Source organism: Streptomyces sp. NPDC085946 (assembly GCF_044540485.1).
GTDB lineage: Bacteria > Actinomycetota > Actinomycetes > Streptomycetales > Streptomycetaceae > Streptomyces.
Genome location: NZ_JBITSF010000011.1, coordinates 223,518 through 240,878 on the forward strand (window position 1 = coordinate 223,518; position 17,361 = coordinate 240,878).

General features: G+C 69.3%; 12 protein-coding genes and 3 pseudogenes. 6 read left to right on the forward strand and 9 right to left on the reverse strand.

Annotation, left to right across the window (positions count from 1 at the left end; genetic code table 11):
* Positions 1-279 precede the first annotated feature (279 nt).
* Both ACIF8T_RS23150 and nhaA read left to right on the forward strand, forming a co-directional pair.
* Positions 280-1,815: pseudogene (locus tag ACIF8T_RS23150) on the forward strand (alanine/glycine:cation symporter family protein).
* Positions 1,816-2,074: 259 nt separating this feature from the next.
* On the forward strand, positions 2,075-3,373 hold the full coding sequence (gene nhaA / locus ACIF8T_RS23155) for a Na+/H+ antiporter NhaA (RefSeq protein ID WP_400037925.1): 1,299 nt from the start codon (positions 2,075-2,077) through the stop codon (positions 3,371-3,373).
* Positions 3,374-3,684: 311 nt separating this feature from the next.
* Here the strand turns inward: nhaA and ACIF8T_RS23160 are convergent, their stop codons facing one another.
* Both ACIF8T_RS23160 and ACIF8T_RS23165 read right to left on the reverse strand, forming a co-directional pair.
* Positions 3,685-3,981 (reverse strand): hypothetical protein, encoded by a 297-nt coding sequence (locus tag ACIF8T_RS23160; RefSeq protein WP_400037927.1) that lies wholly within the window; start codon positions 3,979-3,981, stop codon positions 3,685-3,687.
* A gap of 73 nt (positions 3,982-4,054) precedes the next feature.
* Positions 4,055-4,924: an IS5 family transposase gene (locus ACIF8T_RS23165; protein ID WP_400037929.1), complete on the reverse strand. Its 870-nt coding sequence runs from the start codon at positions 4,922-4,924 to the stop codon at positions 4,055-4,057.
* A 141-nt stretch (positions 4,925-5,065) separates the two neighbouring features.
* Here ACIF8T_RS23165 and ACIF8T_RS23170 point away from each other — a divergent pair.
* The 4 genes and pseudogenes from ACIF8T_RS23170 to ACIF8T_RS23185 form a co-directional block, all read left to right on the forward strand.
* Positions 5,066-5,677, forward strand: a pseudogene (locus ACIF8T_RS23170) (hypothetical protein); the annotation flags it as partial.
* A gap of 290 nt (positions 5,678-5,967) precedes the next feature.
* Positions 5,968-6,945, forward strand: a complete 978-nt coding sequence (locus tag ACIF8T_RS23175; RefSeq protein WP_400037931.1) for a hypothetical protein — start codon at positions 5,968-5,970, stop codon at positions 6,943-6,945.
* 659 nt (positions 6,946-7,604) lie between these two features.
* A pseudogene (locus tag ACIF8T_RS23180) lies at positions 7,605-7,790 on the forward strand (TetR/AcrR family transcriptional regulator); the annotation flags it as partial.
* A 221-nt stretch (positions 7,791-8,011) separates the two neighbouring features.
* Entirely contained in the window at positions 8,012-9,025 is a 1,014-nt protein-coding gene (locus tag ACIF8T_RS23185; RefSeq protein ID WP_400037933.1) for a glycosyl hydrolase, read from the forward strand.
* A gap of 45 nt (positions 9,026-9,070) precedes the next feature.
* On the opposite strand, the gene ACIF8T_RS23190 is transcribed toward ACIF8T_RS23185, so the two are convergent.
* The 7 genes from ACIF8T_RS23190 to ACIF8T_RS23220 form a co-directional block, all read right to left on the reverse strand.
* Positions 9,071-9,748 (reverse strand): alpha/beta fold hydrolase, encoded by a 678-nt coding sequence (locus ACIF8T_RS23190; RefSeq protein WP_400037934.1) that lies wholly within the window; start codon positions 9,746-9,748, stop codon positions 9,071-9,073.
* Positions 9,745-10,941, reverse strand: coding sequence for a mannose-6-phosphate isomerase, class I (manA, locus tag ACIF8T_RS23195; RefSeq protein WP_400037936.1), 1,197 nt, complete (start codon positions 10,939-10,941; stop codon positions 9,745-9,747). The genes ACIF8T_RS23190 and manA overlap by 4 nt, the downstream gene beginning before the upstream one ends.
* 104 nt (positions 10,942-11,045) lie before the next feature.
* Positions 11,046-11,741, reverse strand: coding sequence for a hypothetical protein (locus ACIF8T_RS23200; protein WP_400037938.1), 696 nt, complete (start codon positions 11,739-11,741; stop codon positions 11,046-11,048).
* Between the two features lie 107 nt (positions 11,742-11,848).
* The gene (locus tag ACIF8T_RS23205) at positions 11,849-12,907 is read right to left on the reverse strand and encodes a LacI family DNA-binding transcriptional regulator (RefSeq protein ID WP_400037940.1); all 1,059 of its coding nucleotides are present in this window, start codon (positions 12,905-12,907) and stop codon (positions 11,849-11,851) included.
* A complete protein-coding gene (locus ACIF8T_RS23210; RefSeq protein WP_400037942.1) occupies positions 12,900-15,413 on the reverse strand; it encodes a glycoside hydrolase family 2 protein in 2,514 nt (837 codons plus the stop codon). Before ACIF8T_RS23210 ends, ACIF8T_RS23205 begins: the two co-directional genes overlap by 8 nt.
* A 47-nt stretch (positions 15,414-15,460) precedes the next feature.
* Positions 15,461-16,339, reverse strand: a complete 879-nt coding sequence (locus tag ACIF8T_RS23215) for a carbohydrate ABC transporter permease (RefSeq protein ID WP_400037944.1) — start codon at positions 16,337-16,339, stop codon at positions 15,461-15,463.
* Complete coding sequence (locus ACIF8T_RS23220) at positions 16,336-17,301, reverse strand: carbohydrate ABC transporter permease (RefSeq protein ID WP_400037946.1); 966 nt, start codon at positions 17,299-17,301, stop codon at positions 16,336-16,338. Before ACIF8T_RS23220 ends, ACIF8T_RS23215 begins: the two co-directional genes overlap by 4 nt.
* Positions 17,302-17,361 lie beyond the last annotated feature (60 nt).

The following is a 17,361-nucleotide window of genomic DNA, read 5'->3' on the forward strand; positions in this document are numbered from 1 at the left end:
TCAGTTCCCTCGACTTCCGCAGGTCACCGACAGTTATGTGATGTGCATCACTAAAAGTTATGTAAAGGCGTGGTAGAACTGCGCAACTCCGCAGGTGGCACCACCCCACGCCGCACTGCGGAGCAGCCGGCATCACCAGCAGCACGACCAGGGTGAGCACGCTCCGAGTCCGCGGAACGTAATCCCAGGGTCGCCGATCGGACAACGGCGTTCGCTCAAAGACCGCACACCTTTCCGGCCACTTCGGTGCGCCGGAACTGCGCCATCGAGGTAACCACCGTGTCACTCGACTCCCTCACGACATCCGTCGACGAAGCCGTCAGCGGATTCTTCGAGCCCATAGCCAGCTGGCTCGGGGAGGTCGTCTTCTACTCCGTGCCCATCGCCGGTACGGAACTGCCCCTCATCGTCGCCTGGCTCGTCGTCGCCGGCCTGGTCTTCACCGCTTAGTTCGGGCTGGTCCAGGTCCGCAAGTTCAAACTGGCCATCGACGTGGTGCGCGGGAAGTACGACGAGAAGGGGTCGGCCGGCGAGGTCAACCACTTCCAGGCACTGACCGCCGCCGTCTCCGGCACCGTCGGCCTGGGCAACATCGCCGGTGTGGCCGTCGCCGTCTCCATCGGCGGCCCCGGCGCCACCTTCTGGATGATCCTGTGCGGCCTGCTCGGCATGGCCACCAAGTTCGTCGAGGTCACCCTCGGCGTGAAGTACCGCGAGGTGCACGCCGACGGCACCGTCTCCGGCGGCCCGATGCACTACCTGCCCAAGGGCCTGGCCGACCGCTTCGGCAAGAACGGCAGGACCCTCGGCAAGGTCCTCGCGATCCTGGCCTCCACCTTCGTGCTGTTCTTCGGCCTCTTCGGCGGCAACCTCTTCCAGGTCAATCAGTCCTACGCGCAGCTCGTCTCGGTCACCGGCGGCGACGACGGCCTGCTGGGCTCCTCCGCCGGCGCCGTACTGTTCGGCATCCTGGTCGCCGCACTCGTCGGCATCGTGCTGCTGGGCGGCATCCGCTCCATCGCCAACGTCACCAGCAGGCTCGTGCCCGCCATGGCAGGCATCTACATCGCGGCCTGCCTGGTCGTCATCCTGGTCAACGTCACCGCCGTGCCGGCCGCGATCGGCACGATCGTCGAGGGCGCGTTCAACCCCGAAGGTGTCGCCGGCGGTGTCCTCGGCGCCCTGATCATCGGTTTCAAGCGGGCGGCGTTCTCCAACGAGGCCGGTCTGGGTTCCGCCCCGATCGCGCACTCCGCCGTCAAGACCAAGCACCCCGCCAGCGAGGGCCTGGTCGCCCTGCTGGAGCCGTTCATCGACACCGTCATCATCTGCACGATGACCGCGCTCACCATCGTCATCGCCAACCCGGCCAGCTGGGCCGAGGCCCGCGCCGGCGAGTCCATCGGCGGCGTCACGATCACCTCCGACGCCTTCGCCACCGTCCTGCCCTGGTTCCCGTACATCCTCACCGTCGCGGTCCTGCTGTTCGCCATCTCCACCGTGCTGACGTGGGGCTACTACTGCCTCAAGGCCTGGACCCACCTCTTCGGCCGCAGCCGCACCAGCGAGGTGACCTTCAAGGTCCTGTACACGCTGTTCGCGGTCGCGGGCTCCCTGCTGACGCTGCAGACGCTGATCGACATGGCCGACGCGGTGCTCTTCATGCTGGCCGTCATCAACATCATCGGCCTGTACCTCCTCGCCCCGGTCGTCAAGCGCGAACTGAACTCCTTCCTCGAGTTCGTCCGCGCCCGCAACGCCGGTGAGAACACCGAGGACGCCGAAGACCAGGAGTCGGTGAAGACCACCGTCTGACCGCCCCCGCGGCCCGGCTCCTGAACGGGCCCGTACACACCTCGCGCCTTGGTGTGCACGGGCCCGTTCCCCTGCCTTGTCCGTCGTCCGCCCAGGTCAGACCGGGTCTGGTGGCATGGCGGGGCGGCGGTTAGGGTGTGAGGAACGCGTCAACGTCCCGCCTTGAAGCGGTTGCAGTCGGCGCGCGGTGTGCCGGGAAGTCTGGTCGGCGTCTTGGGCCGGTGTGCCCTGAAGCCGATGCTCCGGAGGTCTTTCCCTGATGGCTGCCGCTCCTCGCGGACGTTCGCTCTTCCTCGGTCTCCTGCCGCTGCCGGAGCGCAACGCGGTGATCCAGGCCCTCAGGACCGAGACGGTCGGCGGTCTGGTCCTCCTCGCGGCCGCTGTCGTCGCGCTGGTGTGGGCCAACACCCCATGGGGCGGGGCCTACGAACAGATACGCGACGCCCACTTCGGCATACCGGCCCTCGGCCTGGACCTCTCCGTCGGGCACTGGACGGCCGACGGGCTGCTCACCGTCTTCTTCCTCGTCGCGGGTATCGAGCTGAAGCGCGAACTCGTGGTCGGCGAGCTGCGCACTCCGGCCACGGCGGCCCTTCCGGTCATCGCAGCGATCTGCGGCATGGCCGTCCCCGCCGCGCTGTACGCCGCGACCGCATCGGCCGGCGGAGGCAGCATGGAGGGCTGGGCCGTGCCGATGGCCACCGACATCGCCTTCGCGCTCGCCGTCCTCGCGGTCCTGAGCACCCACCTGCCGGCCGCGCTGCGCGCCTTCCTGCTCACGCTCGCCGTCGTCGACGACCTGGGCGCGATCCTCGTCATCGCGGTCTTCTTCACCAGCGACCTGAACTTTGCCGCCCTCGGTGCAGCGGTCGCCTGCCTGACCGTCTTCCACCTTCTCCAGCGCTTCCGGGTGCACGGCTGGTGGTGGTACGTCCCTCTCGGCATCGTCACATGGGCGCTCATGTACACCAGCGGCGTGCACGCCACCGTGGCGGGCGTGGCGATGGGCCTGCTCCTGCGTACCACCCGCGACAAGGACGAGACCGCCTCCCCGGCCGAGCGCACCTCCCACCTGATCCACCCGGTGTCGGCCGGAGTGGTGGTCCCGCTCTTCGCGCTCTTCGCTGCCGGGGTCGGCATCTCGGGCGCGGCCCTGGCGGAGGTCTTCACCCGGCCCGAGCCGCTCGGCGTGGTCCTCGGCCTGGTCGTCGGAAAGACCCTGGGCATCTTCGCCGGCACCTACTTCGCCGCCCGCTTCACCCGCGCCAGACTGAACCCCGACCTCGCCTGGGCCGACGTCCTGGCCCTGGCGGTACTCGCCGGCATCGGCTTCACCGTGGCACTGCTGATCGGCGAGCTGGCCTTCCCCGATCCGGCCATGGCCGAACGCGTCAAGGCCGCTGTCCTGATCGGTTCCCTCCTGGCCGCAGGGCTGGCCGCCCTCCTTGTCAGACGCCGCAACGGCATCTACCGGCGGCTGTACGAAGAGGAGGAGCGCGACGAGGACCACGACGGCATCCCCGACATCTACCAGCGAACCCCTGCCACAGAGCGCTGACCCCGAGCTCCATGGACCCATCGCGCATGGAGCGGGGCCACGTCATGGCAGAACCGATGAAGTGCGGTAGCCAGCAGCACGTCAGCGACGCGGCAGGGTTGTTCCGCAACCGGACCGATCAGCGGGGGGCAAGGCCGACAAGCCCAGCGGTACAGAGGCCAAGGCGCCGCCCCGGCCAGGCTCAGGCCGTGGAGAGAGCTCCGATCAGCTGCTTGTCAGACCCCCCGACGCCGTGTCCGAGGCCGGGCAGGCAAGCCGTGGACGGAGAAGCTGCCGGACAGGAGCAGGGAGCTGTGGGACTAGGCCGTGTTTTAGGTAGCGCGGCTGGCCAGCCATTTGGTGAGGTCGCCCGCGATGTGGCTGATGCTGGTCTCGACGGTGACGTCGTGCTCGCGGCGGCCGGTGTCACGCCGGACGATCTCGTAGCCGCCTGTTTCCAGGACGGCGACGGATGCGAACCAGGCGGGATCGTCCTCGTCGGGCTGGATGACGAGGAAGGTGTTGTCCGTGCCGTTGAGGTCGCTGATCAGGTCGAACAGGGCGTCTTCGGACGGGTCGTCGATGTGGTCGCCGTTCTCGCTGTCCGCGCAGTAGTAGTCGGCGGCCACGAGACCTCCTTATGCGTGTGCTGCTCGAAGTGCCGGTGGCCAGCATGGCACGGCCACCGGGCCGCCCGGCGGCTCACAGCCACTGGTGGATCGCCGCGATGTGAACCGTCGCCTCGTAGCGAACCGCGAGCTTGTCGAACCGGGTGGCCACGGCCCGGTGCTGCTTGAGACGGCTGATCCCGCACTCGACCGCATGCCGCTCGCGGTAGTCGATCTTGTCGAACTTCGGCGGTCGGCCGCCTTGCGAACCACGCTTCTTGCGGTTGCGAACTTGATCGGCCTTCTCCGGGATCGTGCACCCGATGCCTCGTCCGCGCAGGTAGGCGCGGTTCACGCGGGAGCCGTAGGCCTTGTCCGCCCGGACCTTTTCCGGCCGGGATCGCGGCCGGCCAGGACCGATCCGAGGCACCCGTATGGCCTCCAGGACCGGCTGGAACTGCGGGCTGTCGTGCCGGTGCCCCGCGGTGATGAGGAGCGACAACGGCTTTTGACCCTGCTCGCAGGCCAGGTGGATCTTCGTGGTGAACCCACCCCTTGACCGGCCCAGCCCGTGGTCGTCGGGCTCGGTGGTGATACCACCAGGCGGCTCCTTCTGCCCTGCGCCGTCCCGGCGGGCGCCGGCCGCGTGCTGGTGGGCCCGGCAGATCGTGGAGTCGACGTTGACCTCCCAGGTGATCAGCCCGGCCGCGTCGGCCCGGGTCTGTAACAGCGTCAGCAGCCTCGCCCACACCCCCTGCCGCTGCCAGCGCCGGAACAGCCCGTACACGGTCTGCCAGGGCCCGTACTCACGCGGCAGGTCACGCCACGGAACACCGGTCCGCACCCGCCAGCGCACCCCATCCACCAGCCGTCTCCGCCCCGGCCACCTGCGACTCACACCGGCCGCAGGCAGCAACGACTCCAGCACCGACCACTGCTCATCAGAAAGATCCCCACGCGCCACACGGAGATCATCACGGCACGAGACATGGACCGGAGCTCCGACCTAAAACACGGCCTAGTCTTCTGAGTCAGGAATTCTGTTCAGATGCGTAGGGTTGTCTGGTGGCACGTACTGGGCGACCGAAGGCCGAGTTGATCCCGTCGGATAAGGACGGTGACCGATGAGCAGGTCGCCGCGGTGGTGAAGCGGACGTTGGAGTCGACGTCGAAGAACGCCACGCACTGGTCGACGCGGGCGATGGCGAGGGAGATGGGCCTGTCGTAGTCGACCGTGTCGCGGATCTGGCGGGCCTTCGGCCTGCAGCCCCACCGCACCGAGACGGCTCTGCTGTCGACGGATCCGTACTTCGTCGACAAGGTCCACGACGTGGTCGGCCTGTATCTGGATCAGCCCGAGCGGGCCTTGGTGTTCTGCGTGGACGAGAAGAGCCAGATCCAGGCACTGGACCGCTCCCAGCCGGTACCGCCGATGATGCCCGGGGTCCCACAGCGCCTCACCCACGATGACGTGCACGCCGGCACCACCGCGCTGTTCGTCGCATCGTCCTGGCTCAACCTGGTCGAGTGGTGGTTCGCGGAGCTGACGAACAAACAGATACGGCGAGGCGTCCACAAAAGCGTCCAGTCCCCGGAGAAGGAAATCCGTACCCGGATCGCCGCATGGAACGCCGACCCCAAGCCCTATGTATGGACCAAGACCGCGGACGAGATCCTCGAACGCCTCGCCAACTATCCGAACAGAATTCCTGACTCGGAAGACCAGTGCGGTGCACCGGGATCACCCGGCGCAAAGCGCGCAGGCCCCGGCCGACGCGCAAGCAGAACAAGCCGCCCCGACCTCCTACGCCACTGACCAACCAGAAAGGCCGTCACCGGCTGGCACGATCACCACGCATGGCTTCCGGGCCAGACAAGATCCGCCGGTCGGCAAAGCGCAGGACTGCTGACCGGTCCGTCGCAGGTCAGTCGGTATCCTGCTCGCCGACGATCAAGAAAACGCGGTGCGCCCCACACGGACCGCTCTGCCCGAGAGGGACCGGTTCCGTGGACAAAACGCCGCAGGCGATAACCGTCGACCCCGCATCGGGCATGCTCATGATCCCCGCCGGAAAGCCGAAATTCGCCCTGGGGGTCGGCCTGTGGGACGACACCCTCAAGCCCTTCAACGCCTTCGTCCAGCGCGAACTCCTGGACGCCGAACGGCAGAAACGGAAAGAGGGCCGGACACACGCGCCGGGCATCCTCGATGGTGAGCGGCTGCACGTCACCGTGCAGCTCGTCCCCCGTCCCGACAACGACTACAACCCCCACGCCATCAGTGTGGCCGCGCCTCCCTCGCACGGCGGCACGGACATCGAGCGGCACCTCGGCTACATGTACGACCGCAACCTGGTGTCCCTGGGCGCAGCCCTGCGCGGTCTGGCGGCTCTCACGGACCGGCCGCTCGGATGCCACGCCTTCGTCGGCATCGCGCCGTGTCACCGCGACGAATGGGACGAGGACGAATACGACCCGGACGACCCCGAAGACGCCGTCCACCGTGTGCGGGGCGCCGACGGCACCGAGTACCGGATCGGCGGCCCCCGGCTGATGCTGCCCTGGTGGGAAGACCTCCAGAAGATGGCCGTCGACTGCGCCCGCATCGTCCGGCCAAAGCAGATCCTCGGGTTCATCGGTCACTGGACATCCTGGGAACCCGGAGCCCGTGAAGCACTCGCGCAGCGAACCCGCGACGAGGAGTTCACCGTCACCTTGCGCGCCGAGCAGCAGGTTGTCCGCGTCTATTACCAGGACCTGTGCCTCAGCACCCTGGAAACCGGCTTCGGAGGATACTTCGACCGCACCATCCAGCAGGTCAAGGAACTCGGCGGGACCGCCACAGCGCAGGCGGAAGAGCACCAGGGCGCACTGAAACTGCTCGTGGAGGACAGCACCCCGCTCACCGTCGGCCAAACCGAAACCCGCGCTCTTCTACGACCAGGAGCACGACCAGACAAGGACACCGCGCAGACCGCCGGCTGACGGCTACAGCACCGCCCGTCCCACTGGCCGGTGCCCACTCCTCTCTTTCGGTGCGCCGGGTTGCCCGGCGCGTAGCGCGATGGCTCCGGCCGACGCGCGAGCAGGACACGAGCCGCCTTGATCCCCCGGCAGCACACTCCCCCTCGCCCCGTCCGTCCCTTCCACTTTCTTTCCTGGTCCGGGCGTCGCAAGGGGGTGCGCCAAGAGGGATGTCGGGCTCCCGACCATGGACGAAACCGCGTGCTGACCTGCGGCTATGCAGATCGAGGCAGGGAGGGAGCGGACCGTTGTGGGAGGGGTTGTCGGCGGGGATATCGGCCCGGCTGCCGGCGGTGTCGTCGCTTCGTGACCGTGGTCGGGCTCGCATGGTCGGGGCCGGCTGCCGGCGTGATCCGTACACGCGGCGCCCGCTCAGGGCGGCGCCGCACCGTGCGGAAGACGGGAGCAGGGTGGCGATGGCGTGACCAAGGGGGCGCCGCGCGGCTGACGACGGACACCTGCATCAGCCTTCCGCTCGAGCCCGACCTGCTCGTGCTCCTCGTGGTCGTGAGGGTTGCGGACTGATGAGTGTTCAGCAGGCAGTAGTCAGGGTTCTGTCCGCGCACGGTGAAGGCCTCGTCCTGCGCCCCCATCAGCCATGCGCCGTCGAACGGTCGACCATGGAATGTGATGAGCGGGACCGATGTGAACGTAGCGGACGGCGGCGGCCGGCCCGGGAACGACTCCTGGAGGCGGCGGCCCGGCGCTTCTACGCCGACGGTGCGGCGGCGACGGGGATCGACACGATCACGGCCGAGGCCGGCGGGGCGAAGACGGGTCCGTACAACAGTTTTTCCTCCGAGGCTCTGCGACGAATGCGGCAAGGGCATTTTGGAGAACCGATCGGGCTCAGTAGCTGGAATACGCGCATGAGGGACATGTAGGCAGGCACCCGGTAGGGCGTTCAGGAAACGTTAAGTAAAAAGAACGCGGACAGCCCCCGGATCACCTCACGGACTGTTGACGGACATCAATGCCGCCGTCACCTTCGTAGGGTCACGTATTCCGTTCGAGTACGAGAGCTGGGATGCTCATGAGAAGAATCCGGCAACGCGTCACCTGGATCCTGGCCGTCGCGGCGGTGGCCGTGTCGATCTCCGTATGGCCTTCCACGGAATCCGCGCAGGCGTTTCCCCCCACTCCCAAGCAGAATGTACTGAACTACCTCCGCGCTATTTCCGGGAACCAGATCGTTTCCGGTCAGCACAACAAGGAACCCGCTTCCGCACCCGGGCAGTACACGCAACAGGTCAAGGACGTGACCGGGCAGTACCCCGGCCTGTGGGGCGGAGACCTGATGTTCAACGCCACCGATGTGGCCAACCGCCAGCGCGTGATCGACCAGGCGAAGACCGAGTGGGCGAACGGCTCGCTGGTCACCCTCACCTGGCACGTCTGTCCCCCGACCGGGGGCAGCACCTGCGCGTTCGAAGGCGGTGTGAAGTCGAACATATCCAACGCTCAGTTCTCGCAGATCATCACCGAGGGAAGCGCCCTGAACAACGCCTGGAAGCGGCGCCTCGACGAGGTCGTCCCCTACCTCCAGCAGCTGAAGAACGCGGGCGTTCCGGTCCTCTTCCGGCCGCTGCACGAAATGAACGAATCGTGGAACTGGTGGGGAAACCGTCCCGGAGCGAACGGCAGCGCGCGCCTCTACCAGATCACCCGTGACCACCTCGCCGGGACAAAAGGGCTGGACAATCTGATCTGGGTGTGGAACGTGCAGGACAATCCGGCGGGCGGCTGGAGCGGCTACTACCCGGGCAACCAGTACGTGGATGTCGTCTCGCTGGACGTCTGGTACAAGAATCACCCCAGTTCCGCCGATTACCAGCAGATGCAGAGCATTGCGGGGACGAAGCCCATGGCCCTTGCGGAGATGGGCAAGGTGCCGGACGCCGCACTGCTCAACAGTCAGACCAGGTGGGCGTGGTTCATGATGTGGTCGGAACAGCTCCGGGGGAACAACACCAACGCCGAGATCCAGGCGGCGTACTTCCACCCCCATGTGCTGAACCAGGGTGAGGTCGTGCTGCCCTGACGCCCGGCGCGAGCGCTGCGCGGCTGAGTCTGCCGGCGGTGCCGGTCAGAGCCAGCCGTGCAGCGCCCCGAGGAACCCGGCCGGATCATCGCGGTGGACGGTGTGCCCGGCACCGTCCACCGTGCGTACGTGCCAGCCGCGGCGGCTCAGCACCGTGGCTCGTGCCGGCGAGATCCGCTCGCTGGGACCGGCGAGCAGGACGAGCGAGGGGACAGCGGGGGCGTCCGGCAGGCCAGGCAGGTGCTGGAGCACGGTGACGGACGCGGGGTCCCAGGTGGCGAGCGCCTGCCGCTCGGCGGTGATGTCGTCGTCGTGCCAGCGGGGATGGGCGGCACGCAGTTCCCGCCAGGTGGCGTGTTTGCCGGCGCGCAGGCTGTCCAGGTCCCGGTTCCGGGGCACCCAGGCGGGGTCGCAGTGGACGGCGCGGGCGCAGCGCAGTCGCGGTACGGCGAGCAGCAGTACGGCCGAGCCCAGTGAGTGGCCGATGGCGAGGTCGGGCGCCGCGGGCAAGGTGTCGAGCAGGTCGGCGGCGAGTGCGGTGGGTGTGTAGACCGGCGCGGGCCCGCTGGCTCCGTGGCCCGGCAGATCCACGGCGACGACCCGGTAACCGTGCTCGGCGATCGCCGGGGCGACACGACTCCAGCCGCGCGAGTCCGACATGATGCCGTGCACCAGGACAGCTGTGCGAGGGCCTTCGCCCCAGACCCGGGTCGCGAGCCTCACGAGACACCGCCCAGGGGCACCCGAGCCCGGTAGAGCACCGTTCCCGCACCGGACACCGCACAGGGCGAGCCGGCCGGGACGAACGCGGCAGCACCCGCGGCAAGAGCGGGGCCTGCTTCCAGCAGCGCTTCGCCGGTGAGGCAGAGCAGCACCTGAGGCCCGGCGTCGGTCAGGCACACGGCCTCGGCACCCACTTCGACGCGGGACAGAGCGAACTCCGCCGCCGGAGAGGCATAGTGCGCCTCCCCCCTCACTCCCGTCGGTGAGGCGCGTATGACCGAGGGGCGCGTCACGGTCAGGTCGACGATCTCCCTCAGGAGTGCCGTGTCGACGTGTTTGTCGGTCAGGCCGCAGCGCAGCACGTTGTCGGAGTTGGCCATGATCTCCACACCTGTCCCCCGCAGATAGGCGTGCGGCACTCCCGCCGCCAGGTACAGGGCTTCCCCTGCGTCGAGGGTGACATGGTTGAGCAGCAGTGCCGCGAGCAGGCCGGGATCGTCGGGGAAGTCGTCGGCCACGGTGGCGTACGCGGCGGCGGCCGAGCTCCACGGGCCGGGCGACGCGGCAAGCGCGGACAGGGCGCCGGAGACGGCGCGCACCAGACGCGGCGGCGCGGTCAGGGCCGCCTGGAGCGTGTACCCGAGGGAGTCCCCGTGCGGGCGGGAGCGCAGCGCGGCCGCCCACCCTTCGAGTCCGGGCACGGAAAGAGCGTCGAGCAGATCGGCTGTACGGGCCGGCTCTCGGAAGCCGCAGAGTGCCTCGAAAGGCCCCAGCGCGCACAGCAGCTCCGGCTTGTGGTTGCGGTCCTTGAAGGTGCGGTGGGGGGCGTCGACCGGTATTCCGGCCGCGTCCTCGCGGTCGTGGCCGGCCTGTGCCTGCTCGCGCGTGGGATGTACCTGGACCGAGAGTGCCCGGGCGGCGGCCAGCAGTTTGAGCAGGAAGGGCAGGTGCGGCCCGTGGGCCGCGAGGCTCGCCTCGCCCAGTTCGCCGGCGGGGTCGGCGGCGATCGCGGCCGCCAGGTCCGGGGTTCCGGGCCTGCTTGTGAGCGGCGACGGAGCGGCGTGGTGAGCGCCGAACCACAACTCGGCTCGGGGTTCCCCGTCGGGCTGCTGTCCGAGCAGGGCGGGGATCGCGGTGCGTGACCCCCAGGAGTAGGTGCGTACGACGGGGGCCAGCTCGGCGATCGCGGTCATGGGTCTCTCCTTCAGACGTGGCAGGGGCCGCCCTCGGCGACCGAGGGCCGCGGGCCCGTGCCGGGCGGGGCTCAGGAAAGCGGTGTCCGGCAGGACGGGTGGGATCAGTCCGTGGCGGTGATCGAGTCGATCCAGTCGCGGGTCATGTCGTTCAGTTCGTTGCCCAGCTCCCACGACATGATCGTGGGGTCGTCCTTGTAGGCGAGACCGGTGTACGGGTTGACGTGGTCGAGCACGTGCCGGACGTAGTCCTTGTAGGCGGCCTTGGCCCGGGGATCGGTGTAGAAGTCCTTCGGTTCCCTCATGCCGAGCCACTTCGCCATCGTGGGGTAGCCGCCGTGGTAGTAGTCCCACTGGTCGGTGAGCGGGACGATCAGCCTCAGGCCGTAGGCGCGGGCCCGGGCGATGGCGTGGTCGATGGGCGCGAACGCGTTCTCGTTGAACTCGCCCGCCTCCGGCTGGATGCACTGCGGGCAGCCCAGGGAGGTGCCGAGCGTGTGGGAGCGGACGACGGTGGCGTTCATCGCGCGGGCCGTCTTCAGTGCGTCGTCGATCCGGAAGCAGGTGGGGTGGTCGACGCCGCCCACGTTCTCGTCCAGGCCGAGCCAGTACAGGTTGGTGCCGGCGAAGCGGAACGGCTTGCCCTGGAGTGTCAGCGTGCTCCCGTCGCGCTGGACGAACGCGTCGGCGGTCCGGCCGCCGCCCGGTTCGGCGGTGGCGGGGGACGAGGCGGTGGCTGTGACGACGAGGGCGCTCACCACGAGGAGGGAGGCGAGGGTTCTTCGGCGGTCTCGGGGCACGGCGGACCTGCCTTTCGGCTCAAGGGGAGGCAGTGGGAGGGAAGCGGAGCGGGGGGACCCGGGTGGGGGGCACGCCGGGCCCGGGCCATCGGTCCGGTGGCTTTCCGTCAGTCGGTGGTGTCGTGCGGGGGCGCGCTGCTGCCGCGGGGCAGCAGAACGGGTGTCGCGGCGGGGCTCGACGCGGGGTTGCGGCGGTGGACGACGTCGAACAGTCGGCGGGTGACGTCGGCGCCGAAGCCGAAGACGTCGTGACTCATGGCGGACAGGTTCGGATGCGTGAGCTGGCACAGCTGGGAGTCGTCCCAGGCGATCAGGCTGACGTCCCTCGGCACGCTCAGGCCCATCTCGGCGGCCACGGACAGTCCCGCGACGGCCATGATGTCGTTGTCGTAGATGATCGCCGTGGGCCGTTTCGGGGAGGCGAGCAGCGAGCGGGTGGCACGGGCGCCCTGCTCGCCGGAGTAGTCGGTGGTGACGCTGCGGGCCGGTTCCAGCCCGAGTTCCGCCACGACGGCGTTCAGCGCGGCGGTGCGGATCATGGTGTGGCCGAGGGCCGGATGCCCGCCCACCCGTGCGATGCGCCTGTGGCCGAGGGCGGCGAGGTAGCGCACCGCCTCGTGCACCGCGGCTTCGTCGTCGGTCCACACCGAGGTGAAGTCGCCGGTCAGGGACGGATGGCCGACCGCCACGGCGGGCAGGCCGATCGCCGCCAGCTCGGTGATCCGGGGGTCGTTCTGCTGGATGTCGACCAGGATGGAGCCGGCGATCCGGCGGGACTGCCACCACTGGCGGTGGACGGCGATCTCCTGGTCGGTGTCCCGTACGAGGTGGAGCAACAGCGAGCAGCCGTGCTCCTCCAGGACGGACTCGGCACCGGAGATGAACTCCATGTAGAAGGGCTCGAGCCCGAGCTGGCGCGCGGGGCGGGTGATGACCAGGCCGACGGTGTCCCCGGCGCCGGTCACTGAACCGGACAGCTTGATCGCGGCCTGGTTCGGCACCCAGCCCAGCTCGGCGACGGCGGCCATGATGCGTTCACGCGTGGCCTCGGAGACACCGGGGCGGTTGTTGAAGGCCAGGGACACCGCGCCGCGGGACACCCCGGCCCGGGCCGCCACGTCGGTGATCGTGACGCGCCGCGACCGGCGTGCCCTTGCCTCATTCACGGACTTCTCCGCCTTCGTTGACGCTGTACAGCGCCGCGCGGGCGGCCTCCGCATCGGGCTGCGGCCAGCCGGTGACCCGCCACGTCATGCTCTCGCCGGGCAGGAGCGTCACCCGCCCGTGGTCGGTGCGGGCGTGCGCGTCCAGGCGGTCGGCCTGGAGCAGCAGGTCCCGCACGAGCCCGTCGGCCGTGGCCGTGACCAGCACGCCGTTGTCGCCGTCCGCACTCACCCGCACGTCGTAGGAGGCGGCGGGGTAGGCGAACTCGCGGTCTGCGCAGGCGAAGTGGACCGCACGCAGGCCTCCCCCGCTCCCGGCTCCGCTCGAGCGGGGGGACCCCCACGTGTCGGCGACGAGGAACTCCTCACGTACGTCACCGAACCGTGTGACCGACTCCGGCAGCCGCTCCAGCGCCACGCTCCGTGCCGCCGCCTTCAGCACGATCTCGGCCTGTGCCAGCACCGTGCCGTCCGCCGCGACCCGGCGGACGGTGGCGGTGGCGTCCCAGGTCGCCGCGCTCTGGTTGCAGCCAGCGAGCACCAGGTCGCCGTCGCGGTCCTGGATCGTCAGCAGCCGGTCGGCGTAGAGCCGGCGCATCTCGAAGTAGAGGGGCTTGAGCCGCCCGTCGCCGTCGATCGCCGCCCAGGAGGTGACCGGCCAGCAGTCGTTGAGCTGCCACAGGACCGTGCCCGCGCAGCGGGGCCAGTGGGAGCGCCAGTGCTCGACGCCCGTGGCGATGGCTCGCGCCTGGTTGAGCTGGGTCAGGTAGTGCCAGGTGTCGAAGTCGGCGGGCTCCGTGAAGTGCGGGGCGAGGCCACGGTTCAGCTTGCCGTTGCCGTCCTCCGCCTTCTGGTGGTGCAGCATGCCGGGGGACTCGGCGGTCAGCGGACGTTCGGACAGGGCTCGTTCCAGCGTGGCGAGTGCGGGCGGCGCCTGCCAGCCGAACTCGGCGACGAAGCGCGGCACCGTGGCGAGGTAGTCGCTGTAGTCGCGGCGGTTCCACACCTCCCACGAGTGCGCGGTGCCGTGGTCGGGGTCGTTGGGCGTGTGGTTCCAGGATCCCGACCAGGGGCTGCCCGCCCAGTACGGACGGGTCGGGTCCGTCTGCGCGACGACGCGCGGCAGCAGGCCGAGGTAGTAGCCCTCGCCCCAGGAATCGCCGGCGAGGGTCTGCTCCCAGTCCCAGTCGGCGAAGCCCCAGAGGTTCTCGTTGTTGCCGTTCCACAGGACGAGCGACGGGTGGGGCATCAGCCGGGACACGTTCTCCCGGGCCTCGGCCTCGATCTCGGAGCGCAGCGGCTGCTCCTCCGGGTAGGCGGCGCAGGCGAACAGGAAGTCCTGCCAGACCATCAGGCCCAGTTCGTCGCACACGTCGTAGAAGGCCCGATCCTCGTAGATCCCGCCGCCCCACACCCGCACCAGGTCGACGCCCGCCTCGGCGGCCTGGGTGAGCCTGGCGCGGTAGCGGTCGGGGGTGACACGGGCGGGGAAGACGTCGTCGGGGATCCAGTTCACGCCCCGGGCGAAGACAGGAATGCCGTTGACGAGCAGGGTGAAGGCGCTTCCGTGCTCGTCCGCGGAGGTGTCGAGCTCGATCGTGCGGAAGCCGATGCGGCGCTCCCACGTGTCCAGGCGCCGGCTGCCGTCCGAATCGGTGAGAGCGACGGTGCAGCCGTACAGCGGCTGGTCACCGTAACCGCGCGGCCACCACAGCGCCGCGTCCGGGACCCGGACGGTCAGCGTGGCGGTGCCGGCTCCGGGGGCGACGGTGACCTCCGCGGAGGCGTCACCGACGGCGGCCGTCAACCGCAGCGAGCGGTCCTGGCCGGTCGCCGTGCGGTCCAGGTCGACGACGATCTCGGCGATGCCGGTCCCGTCGGGGGCGACGGTGACGTGGGGGCGGACTCCGGCCAGCCGGGCGGTGGACCACTGCTCGATCCGCGCCTGGCGCCACACGCCGGCCGTCACCAGGGTGGGGCCCCAGTCCCAGCCGAAGGAGCAGGCCATCTTGCGGATGTAGTTGAACGGCTCGGGGTAGGAGTTGGGCCGCTCCCCCAGCGCTGTTCGTACCTCCTCCGCTTCGGTGTAGGCGGAGGTGAAGGCGACCTCGAGCGGCGCGGGCCCGTCGGCCAGCAGTTCGGTGACGTCGAACCGGTAGGAGCGGTGCATGTTGCGGGTGCGGCCCAGCAGCCGGCCGCCGACGCGCACGGCCGCGACCGTGTCCAGACCGTCGAAGACCAGGTCGGCGCGTTCGAAGGCACCGTCCCGCCGGGGCAGTTCGGTCGTGTACGTCCAGTCGGCGCGGCCCACCCACGCGACCTCGTCCTCGTTGCGGTCGAGGTACGGGTCGGTCAGCAGGCCCGCCGCCATCAGGTCGGTGTGGACGCAGCCGGGCACCTGCGCCGGCACAGCGGTCCCGGCCAGCCCCGGGGGCGCTTGCCCGGGAGTGTGGCGGTCGGTGTTCAGGCGCAGCGTCCAGCCCTGGGAGAGCGGGGTGCGGACCTTCATGCGGGACTCCTCGTGAGACGTGGTGCGGGGCGCGGCGGGCGGGCGGATCACTTGTGGGCACCGGCCGCGAAGCCGCTGTAGATGAAGCGCTGCAACGCCAGGAAGACGATCAAGGTGGGCACGATCACCAGGATCGCGCCGGCGGAGATGGTCTCCCACTGGGCGCCGAAGGGGCCCTTGAACCGGAACAGGGCGGTGGAGATGGTGCCGAGTTCGGGGTCGGGCATGTAGAGGAAGGGCACGTAGAAGTCGTTGTAGACGGCGATGCCCTTGACGATGACGACGGTGGCGATGGCCGGCCGCAGCATCGGAAAGATGATCTTCCGGTAGATCGTCCAGGAGTTGGCACCGTCGATGCGCGCGGCCTCGTCCACCGAGGTGGGGATCGACCGGATGAACTGCAGGAAGATGTAGATCGAGACGATGTCGGTGCCGGTGTAGAGCAGGATGGGCGCCCAGCGGGTGTTGAAGGCGCCCAGATCGTCGATCACCTGGAAGGTGGCGACCTGTGTCGTCACGCCGGGGACCAGCGCGGCCAGCAGGAAGAGGCCCATCACCAGCTTCTTGAGACGGAACCGGAAACGGTCGATGGCATAGGCGGTCATCGAGCCGATCAGTACGGTCCCGGCGGTGGAGACCACCAGGATCAGCGCCGTGTTGCCGAACGCTGCCGGCATCGCGCCCTGTTCGAAGGCGGTGGCGTAGTTGGCGAGGTTGAACCAGTCACCGGGCGGCGACAGCGGGCCGTCGTTCACTATCTCCGACCGCGTTTTCAGCGAGGTCAGCACAACGACACCGAGAGGCACGAGGACCACGGCCGACGCCATCAGCAGGGACAGGTACTTCAGGGCGACGGCGGTCCGGGACAGGGCGCTGCGACCGCGGCCCGGACGCCGGGCGGCGGGGACGGTGGTGCCGGTGGTCACGAGAGTTCCACCCTCTCCTCGGGGAGCAGCCGGCGCTGGACCCAGGTGATCAGCAGGATGAGGACCAGCAGGACGACGGCCGAGGCCGAGGCCAGGCCGACCTTGTCGAACTGGAAGGCGAGTTTGACCGTCTGGATGACGAACGTCTCCGTGCCGTTGGCGCCGCCGGTCATGATGTAGGGGATCTCGAAGACGGCCAGTGAGCCGGACACGGCGAGGATGAAGCTCAGGCTGATGATGGGCTTGATGCTGGGCGCGATGATGTGCCGGAACTGCTGCCAGCGGTTGGCTCCGTCCAGCTGCGCCGCCTCGTACAGGTGCGGCGGGATCGACTGGATGGCGCCGAGGAACAGGACCATGTTCAGCCCCATGAAGCGCCACACCGACACCCCGGCGAGTGAGGGGTTGGCCAGGTCCGGGTCGCCCAGCCACAGGTGCTTGCCGTCCACGCCGATCAGGCGCAGCAGTGTGTCGAGGGTGCCGTCGGGCTGGAAGAAGTACAGGAACACGAATCCGACGGCCACCCCGTTGATCAAGTAGGGGAAGAACAGCAGGCCCTTGAACAGGTTGCGGAACCGGGTGTCGAAGCTGAGGACCGTCGCGAAGTACAGGGCGAGCGCGATCTGCACGACGGAGGCCGCCAGGTAGACGCCGCTGACGAGGAACACCTCGAACCGGGCGGGCTGCGTGATCAGGTCGGTGTAGTTCTCCGCGCCCACGTAGGAGCGTGTGGGGCTGACGCCGTCCCAGTCGGTGAAGCTGTAGCCGATCATGTCGGCCACCGGGAGGTAGGTGAACATCACCAGCAGCGTCAGGGGCGCGGCCAGGAAGAGCCAGGGGGTCAGGACGGCGACACGGCGGCGCCTGCCGGTGCGTGGCCGGCCGGCGCCGGACTCGGGAGGCGGAGCACTGCGCCGGCCGACGGCGTCCGCCGGGGCGCGGGTCTTCTGGACAGCGGTCATCTCGTGGTTCCTCGTGGTGGGTTCCCGGTCGGGCGTACTGAGCGGCGACGGCACGGCGAG

Coding starts and splice junctions, on each gene's coding strand:
- ACIF8T_RS23210 (WP_400037942.1), bottom strand. CDS start 15,413: ATGAAGGTCCGCACCCCGCTCTCCCAGGGCTGGACGCTGCGCCTGAAC.
- ACIF8T_RS23185 (WP_400037933.1), top strand. CDS start 8,012: ATGCTCATGAGAAGAATCCGGCAACGCGTCACCTGGATCCTGGCCGTC.
- nhaA (WP_400037925.1), top strand. CDS start 2,075: ATGGCTGCCGCTCCTCGCGGACGTTCGCTCTTCCTCGGTCTCCTGCCG.
- ACIF8T_RS23220 (WP_400037946.1), bottom strand. CDS start 17,301: ATGACCGCTGTCCAGAAGACCCGCGCCCCGGCGGACGCCGTCGGCCGG.
- manA (WP_400037936.1), bottom strand. CDS start 10,941: ATGACCGCGATCGCCGAGCTGGCCCCCGTCGTACGCACCTACTCCTGG.